Consider the following 7,062-nt stretch of genomic DNA (forward strand, 5'->3'; position numbering starts at 1 on the left):
ATATGAGCGTCAGCGCTGGGCTGCGGCGATCGATTCCCGGGCGGTGGCCGCGATGTTCTCGGCCGTGAAGCCGAATTCGCGGAAGAGGACCTTGCCGTCGGCGGAAGCGCCGAAGTGCTCCAGGGAAACGATGCGGCCCGCGTCCCCGACGAACCGGTGCCAGGTCAGGCCGATCCCGGCCTCGATGGCGACGCGTGCCTTCACCGTCGGCGGCAGGACGCTGTCCCGGTACCCCTGGTCCTGCTCGTCGAACCACTCCACGGACGGCATGGACACCACCCGGGTGGGCACGCCCTCCGCCTGGAGCTGCTCGCGTGCCTCGACGGCGAGGTGGACCTCGGAGCCGGTGGCGATCAGGATCACCTGCGCCTCGCCGCCCTCGGCCTCGGCCAGGACGTAACCGCCGCGTGCGGTGTCCTCGTTGGGCTCGTAGGTGGGCACGCCCTGGCGGGTGAGCGCCAGACCGTGCGGGGCACCCTTGCCGAACTCCTTGGTGTAGCGCTTGAGGATCTCGCGCCAGGCGATCGCGGTCTCGTTGGCGTCGGCCGGCCGCACGATGTTCAGACCGGGGATGGCGCGCAGCGAGGCGAGGTGCTCGACGGGCTGGTGGGTGGGGCCGTCCTCGCCCAGGCCGATGGAGTCGTGCGTCCATACGAAGGTGACCGGCAGGTGCATCAGCGCCGACAAGCGCACCGCGTTGCGCATGTAGTCGGAGAACACCAGGAAGGTGCCGCCGTAGATACGGGTGTTCCCGTGCAGGGCGATCCCGTTCATCTCCGCGCCCATGGAGTGCTCGCGGATACCGAAGTGGATCGTGCGGCCGTAGGGGTCGGCCCCCGGCAACGGGTTGCCCTTCGGCAGGAAGGAGCTGTTCTTGTCGATGGTGGTGTTGTTGGAGCCGGCCAGGTCGGCCGAGCCGCCCCACAGCTCCGGGATCACCGCGCCCAGGGCCTGCAGCACCTTGCCGGAGGCGGCACGGGTGGCGACGCCCTTGCCCGCCTCGAAGACGGGGAGCTTCTCCTCCCAGCCGGTGGGCAGCTCGCCCTTGCTGATGCGGTCGAACTCGGCGGCCCGCTCGGCGTGGGCGGTGCGCCACTTTTCAAGGGACTTGTCCCAGGCGGCGTGCGCCTCGGCGCCGCGCTCGAGGGCGGCGCGGGTGTGCGCCAGGACCTCGTCGCCGACCTCGAAGCTGGTGTCCGGGTCGAAGCCCAGGACGCGCTTGGTGGCCGCGACCTCCTCCTCGCCCAGCGCCGAGCCGTGCGCGGCCTCGGTGTTCTGCGCGTGCGGGGCGGGCCAGGCGATGATCGAGCGCATCGCGATGAACGACGGCTTGTCGGTGACCTTCTTCGCTTCCTGGATCGCGTTGTAGAGGGCCTGTGGGTCCAGGTCGCCGTCCGGCTTCGGGGCGACGCGCTGCACATGCCAGCCGTAGGCCTCGTACCGCTTGACCGTGTCCTCGGACACCGCGGTCTCGGTGTCGCCCTCGATCGAGATGTGGTTGTCGTCCCACAGCAGGACCAGGTTGCCGAGCTTCTGGTGCCCCGCGAGGGAGGACGCCTCGGCGGAGATGCCCTCCTGCAGGCAGCCGTCACCGGCGATGCAGTAGATGAAGTGGTCGAAGGGGGACGCGCCCTGCGCCGCGTCCGGGTCGAACAGGCCGCGCTCGAAGCGGGAGGCCATGGCCATGCCCACCGCGTTGGCGACACCCTGGCCGAGTGGGCCGGTCGTGGTCTCCACGCCCTTGGTGTGCCCGTACTCGGGATGGCCAGGGGTCTTGGAACCCCAGGTGCGAAACGTTTTCAGGTCGTCCAGCTCCAGGCCGAAGCCGGCCAGGTAGAGCTGGGTGTAGAGGGTCAGGGACGAGTGGCCGGCGGACAGTACGAACCGGTCGCGGCCCACCCAGTCGGGGTCCGCCGGGTCGTGGCGCATCACCTTCTGGAAAAGGGTGTATGCGGCTGGAGCCAGGCTCATCGCCGTACCCGGATGGCCGTTTCCGACCTTCTGTACGGCATCGGCGGCCAGGAGGCGGGCGGTGTCCACGGCCCGCTGGTCCAACTCGGTCCACTCGAGGTCTGTGGTGGTCGGCTTGGTGCTCACCCTGGGTCAGGGCTCCTCTCCACATATCGAATGCCGGTGCACGGGCGCCCACCGGCAGGTGCTGAGCCTACCCCCGTAAGTACGTGCGTCTTTTCGAGTCATTCCAGCCTGCCGGGCCTGGCGGGGATCCGCCTCCTGGCTTGCACTGATCGGTATATGGCACCTGATTGCGGGGCCGCTCATCCGATCGCTCAATCGAGCGGCAACCGGCTTGATTGCGCTTCCCCGCCCGTCCACCCAGGGGCGCCTCGGTCCGTGCCGCAAGGCCGGCCATGCGACCGCCGCCAACACGACCACCCCCGCGAAGGGCGGACCGGGGGCAACGTCTACAGTTGCGTGGGTACGCGCGAGCCTTTATACGGCGTTCACAGTCGGGCTCGCTGGGATGTCTCTGTCAGGGGTATACGTGACGGCCGTCGAATCCCGTCCGCCAGGGGTGCTCGGGCGCAGCAGCAGCCGGGGCCAGCGGCCGTTTGGGGCCCGTGTCAAGGCGTTCGTGGCGCTGACCAAGCCGCGGATCATCGAGCTGCTGCTGATCACCACCGTGCCGGTGATGTTCCTCGCCCAGCAGGGAGTGCCGAGCCTCAGGCTCGTGCTGCTCACCTGCATCGGCGGGTACCTCTCCGCGGGCGGCGCCAACGCACTGAACATGTACATCGACCGTGACATCGACGCGCTCATGGAACGCACCTCCCAGCGTCCGCTCGTCACCGGCATGGTCAGCCCCCGAGAGTGTCTCGCCTTCGGCATCACGTTGGCGATCGTCTCGACGCTGCTGTTCGGTTTCACGGTCAACTGGCTGTCCGCCTGGCTGTCGCTCGGAGCGCTCCTCTTCTACGTCGTCGTCTACACGATGATCCTCAAACGGCGTACGTCGCAGAACATCGTGTGGGGCGGCATCGCCGGCTGTCTGCCGGTCCTCATCGGCTGGTCGTCCGTGACCAACTCGATGTCGTGGGCGCCGGTCATTCTCTTCCTCGTCATGTTCTTCTGGACGCCGCCGCACTACTGGCCGCTGTCCATGAAGGTCAAGGAGGACTATGCGCGCGTGGGCGTGCCGATGCTGCCGGTCATCGCGTCCAACAAGGTCGTCGCCCGCCAGATCGTCATCTACAGCTGGGTGATGGTCGCGATCTCGCTGCTGCTCACCCCGCTCGGCTACACGGGCTGGTTCTACACCGTGGTCGCCCTGGCGGGCGGCAGCTGGTGGCTGTGGGAGGCGCACGCGCTGCAGAACCGCGCGAAGGCGGAGGCGACGGGCGTGAAGCTGAAGGAGATGCGGCTGTTCCACTGGAGCATCACCTACGTTTCGCTGCTGTTCGTCGCGGTGGCCGTGGACCCGTTCCTTCGCTGAGGGCACCAGCTCGCAGACGCCGCCGCACCACGTCAGAGCCCCGCGCCCCGTACGGGGCGCGGGGCTTCGTGTCGAAGGCCACGTGGCCCTCCCGTCGCCGATCGATCTACTCGTCGGTAGCATCCTGGCCATGGGAGACACCAAGCAGGTTGACGAGGGCGCCGGCGCCAAGCAGGCTGCCAAGGCCGAGCGCAGGGCGGCCCGGCTCGCCAAGGAGATCAACGCCTTCGCCAAGGCGCACGGCGGCGCCGAGGGGCACGTCGCGTACATCGGACGCCGGGGCGCCCGGATCGTGCTCGTCGGCGGGGACGGCGGCTGGGGAGACCTTGTCGCCCCAACGTACGCGGTCGCCGAGAAGGCGGTGCAGAAGGCGGGGATCACCGTCCACGAGGCGTTCGAGGGCGAGTTCGCGGGCAAGGTCAAGACCGGCACGTACGAGTGGACGCGCATGGCGGGGATCCAGCTGGGCGGCGGTCGGGGCGCCTGAGCAAGCGGGTACCCGGCGCAGGCCGGTGACCGCAGGCCGTGCGCACACGAGCAACACCTGACGCCCGGTTCGCCCGTTAGGACTCGAGAAGGACACGGTCCATTCACGGGAGTCCGGATGATCGAAACGCCGTCCCTGGTGGACCAGTACTGCCACGGCGTCCTGCGCACCGAACTGGGCCTCGGCACTTTCGAGGCCCACCTCGCCCGTACCGAGGGCCCGCCCGCCGCGGGCACCACCCTCTTCGACACCCAGACGGGTTTCGCCGTACGCCGTTGGTGTCCGCCGCTGCTCGGCCTGGAGCCGCACTGCCCGCCCGCCCACTATCTCGCCCGGCGCCGGGAACTCGGCGTCCTGGAGACGGGGCGCAGACTGCTGCGGGGCAGCGGCATCACCACCTACCTCGTCGACACCGGGCTGCCCGGCGACCTCACCGGGCCCACCGAGATGGCCTCCGCGGGAGCGGCCGAGGCGCATGAGATCGTCCGCCTGGAACTGCTCGCCGAACAGGTGGCCGACACCTCGGGCACGGTCGAGGCGTTTCTCGCCAATCTCGCCGAGTCGGTCCACGGGGTGGCGGCGAGCGCCGTGGCGTTCACCTCCGTGGCAGGCGTACGGCACGGTCTGGCGCTCGCGCCGGAGCCGCCGGGGCCGGGGGAGGTACGGGGCGCGGCCGGCCGCTGGCTGGCGGGCCGCTGCGTGGGAGGCACGCTGTCGGACCCCGTGCTGCTGCGCCATCTGCTGTGGAGCGCGGTGACCTCCGGCCGGCCCCTTCAGCTCCATGCGGGCCTCGGCGAACCGGGCCTGCGCATGGACCGCACCGACCCGGTGCTGCTCACCGGCTTCGTCCGGGCCACGGCCGGGCTCTGCACGGACCTGGTTCTGCTGCACGGCTACCCGTACCACCGGCACGCGGCGCATCTGGCCGGGGCGTTCCCGCACGTGTACGCCGACCTGGGCGCGGCGCTCGCGCGGACGGGCGCCCGGGCCACCGAAGTCCTGGCCGAGATGCTGGAACTGGCCCCCTTCGGCAAGCTTCTCTTCTCCAGCGGCGCCCACGGCCTGCCCGAACTGCATGTGATCGGCGCCCGCCTGTTCCGCGAGGCGCTCTCCCGGGTGCTCGGGGCCTGGGTCGTCGAAGGCGCCTGGTCACTGGCGGACGCGCAGCGGGTGGCGGACATGATCGCGGCGGGGAACGCGCGACGGGTGTACGCGCTGGGTGACTGAAGCGCCTGTCAGCTCGACGCGTGCTCGACGAGCCGGTCCGCGGGTGCGGAGACCGTGAGCCCCGGGTCGTCGAGGGGGCGTTCCCGCAGCGACAGCAGCAGCCGCAGCACCCCGACCCACGTCAGGCAGGAGCCGAACATGTGCAGGCCCACCAGGAGCTCGGGCAGGTGCGTCCAGTACTGGATGTAACCCAGCGCCCCCTGGGCCAGCAGGACCAGGAACAGCTCGCGGGTGCGGAGCAGCGGTCCTCTGGGCGCGTCGACGGCCTTGAGGAGGAACCACAGGGCGAAGGTCAGTGTCACCACGATCCAGGCGAGCACGGCGTGCAGCTTGGCGACCGTCTGCCAGTCGATGGGGATGCGGTAGACCTCCGTGGAGTCGCCCGCGTGCGGGCCCGCCCCGGTCACCACCGTGCCCACCGCGATCAGCAGCGCGCTCGCCGTGACCAGGAACCACACCAGCTGCCCCACCGCCTTGCCGACCAGCGGTCGGGGCGCCGCGTCGCCCTCGCGGGTGCGCTGCCACATCACCGTGGCCACGGCGATCAGCGCCGTGGAGAGCAGGAAGTGCGCCGCGACGGTGTACGGGTTCAGACCGACGAGGACCACGATGCCGCCAAGGACAGCGTTGCCCATGACAAGCCAGAACTGTGTCCAGCCCAGCCGGGTCAGGCTGCGCCGCCACGGCTTCTGCGAGCGCGCGGCGATGATCGCCCACCCGACCGCCGCGCACAGCACGTACGTCAGCATGCGGTTGCCGAACTCGATCACACCGTGGATGCCCATGGCGCGGGTGGTGGTCAGCGAGTCTTCGGTGCAGCTGGGCCAGGTCGGGCAGCCCAGGCCGGAGCCGGTCAGGCGGACGGCGCCGCCGGTGATGACGATGACGACCGCCATGACAAGCGCGGCGAGGGCCGCCCGCTGGACGGTCCTCGGTTGCGGGGTCCAGCGTTCGGCGATGAGGGCGAGAGGGTTGCGCACGGCCGCTACGGCATCGGCACGGGTCACGTTTGGCACGTCTCCCATCGTAGGGGGCCGCTTGTGCACGGTTTCACGAGGGTCCGCCCTGGCCGCTGCTCCCGGCTACTCCCAGCGGAAGAACTTCCCCGCGGCCGCGAGCCCCACGACCGCCCATACGGCGAGGATCCCCAGGTTGCCCCACGGCATGCCGGCCCCGTGCTGCAGTACGTCCCGCAGGCCCTCCGACAGCGCCGAGATGGGCAGCAGCCCGAGGACGTCCTGGGCACCGGAGGGGAACTTGTCGAGCGGCACGACGACCCCGCCGCCGACGAGCAGCAGCAGGAAGACCAGGTTGGCGGCGGCCAGCGTCGCCTCCGCCTTCAGCGTGCCCGCCATCAGCAGGCCGAGGCCGGAGAACGCGGACGTGCCCAGGACCAGCAGCAGGAGCACCGCGACCGGGTTGCCGTGCGGCGACCAGCCCAGCGCGAAGGCGATCACCGTCAGCAGGACGACCTGGAGTATTTCCGTCACCAGCACCGACGCCGTCTTCGCCGTCATCAGGCCCCAGCGGGGCAGCGGAGAGGCGGCGAGCCGCTTCAGCACGCCGTACCGGCGTTCGAAGCCCGTCGCGATCGCCTGCCCCGTGAACGCCGTCGACATCACGGCGAGTGCCAGGATGCCGGGGGCGAGGAAGTCGACCGACTTGCCGGCGCCGGTGTCCACGATGTCCACCGAGCTGAACAGCACCAGCAGCAGCGTCGGGATCACGACCGTCAGCAGCAGCTGCTCGCCGTTGCGCAGCAGCATCTTCGTCTCCAGCGCCGCCTGCGCCCCGATCATGCGGGACAGCGGCGCGGCGCCGGGCTTCGGCGCGTAGGTACTGATGGCGGTCACGAACGCAGCTCCTTACCCGTGAGCTCCAGGCTGTGTCTTCCCGG

At 70.3% G+C, this 7,062-nt stretch carries 6 protein-coding genes; 3 read left to right on the top strand and 3 right to left on the bottom strand.

Annotation, left to right across the window (positions count from 1 at the left end):
• Positions 1–9: 9 nt before the first annotated feature.
• The gene (gene tkt, locus BIV24_RS20980; RefSeq protein ID WP_071367914.1) at positions 10–2,097 is read right to left on the bottom strand and encodes a transketolase; all 2,088 of its coding nucleotides are present in this window, start codon (positions 2,095–2,097) and stop codon (positions 10–12) included.
• A gap of 385 nt (positions 2,098–2,482) precedes the next feature.
• Between tkt and BIV24_RS20985 the strand changes: the two genes are divergently transcribed.
• From BIV24_RS20985 to BIV24_RS20995, 3 genes are all read left to right on the top strand, one after another.
• Positions 2,483–3,451, top strand: coding sequence for a heme o synthase (locus tag BIV24_RS20985; protein WP_071367915.1), 969 nt, complete (start codon positions 2,483–2,485; stop codon positions 3,449–3,451).
• 130 nt (positions 3,452–3,581) lie between these two features.
• Entirely contained in the window at positions 3,582–3,938 is a 357-nt protein-coding gene (locus BIV24_RS20990) for a hypothetical protein (protein ID WP_071367931.1), read from the top strand.
• Positions 3,939–4,055: 117 nt separating this feature from the next.
• Positions 4,056–5,165: an amidohydrolase family protein gene (locus BIV24_RS20995; RefSeq protein ID WP_071367916.1), complete on the top strand. Its 1,110-nt coding sequence runs from the start codon at positions 4,056–4,058 to the stop codon at positions 5,163–5,165.
• An 8-nt stretch (positions 5,166–5,173) separates the two neighbouring features.
• Here BIV24_RS20995 and BIV24_RS21000 read toward each other — a convergent pair whose 3' ends face one another.
• Together BIV24_RS21000 and BIV24_RS21005 are read right to left on the bottom strand one after the other, a co-directional pair.
• The gene (locus tag BIV24_RS21000) at positions 5,174–6,190 is read right to left on the bottom strand and encodes a COX15/CtaA family protein (protein WP_071367917.1); all 1,017 of its coding nucleotides are present in this window, start codon (positions 6,188–6,190) and stop codon (positions 5,174–5,176) included.
• 57 nt (positions 6,191–6,247) lie between these two features.
• Complete coding sequence (locus BIV24_RS21005; protein WP_071367932.1) at positions 6,248–6,964, bottom strand: ABC transporter permease; 717 nt, start codon at positions 6,962–6,964, stop codon at positions 6,248–6,250.
• Positions 6,965–7,062 lie beyond the last annotated feature (98 nt).

The organism is Streptomyces colonosanans (assembly GCF_001866645.1).
GTDB classification, from domain to species: domain Bacteria; phylum Actinomycetota; class Actinomycetes; order Streptomycetales; family Streptomycetaceae; genus Streptomyces; species Streptomyces colonosanans.

What these genes read in the sequence shown, in the direction of transcription:
- BIV24_RS20985 (WP_071367915.1), top strand. Translation starts at nt 2,483, where the DNA reads ATGTCTCTGTCAGGGGTATACGTGACGGCCGTCGAATCCCGTCCGCCA.
- BIV24_RS20990 (WP_071367931.1), top strand. Translation starts at nt 3,582, where the DNA reads ATGGGAGACACCAAGCAGGTTGACGAGGGCGCCGGCGCCAAGCAGGCT.
- BIV24_RS20995 (WP_071367916.1), top strand. Translation starts at nt 4,056, where the DNA reads ATGATCGAAACGCCGTCCCTGGTGGACCAGTACTGCCACGGCGTCCTG.
- BIV24_RS21000 (WP_071367917.1), bottom strand. Translation starts at nt 6,190, where the DNA reads ATGGGAGACGTGCCAAACGTGACCCGTGCCGATGCCGTAGCGGCCGTG.
- BIV24_RS21005 (WP_071367932.1), bottom strand. Translation starts at nt 6,964, where the DNA reads ATGATCGGGGCGCAGGCGGCGCTGGAGACGAAGATGCTGCTGCGCAAC.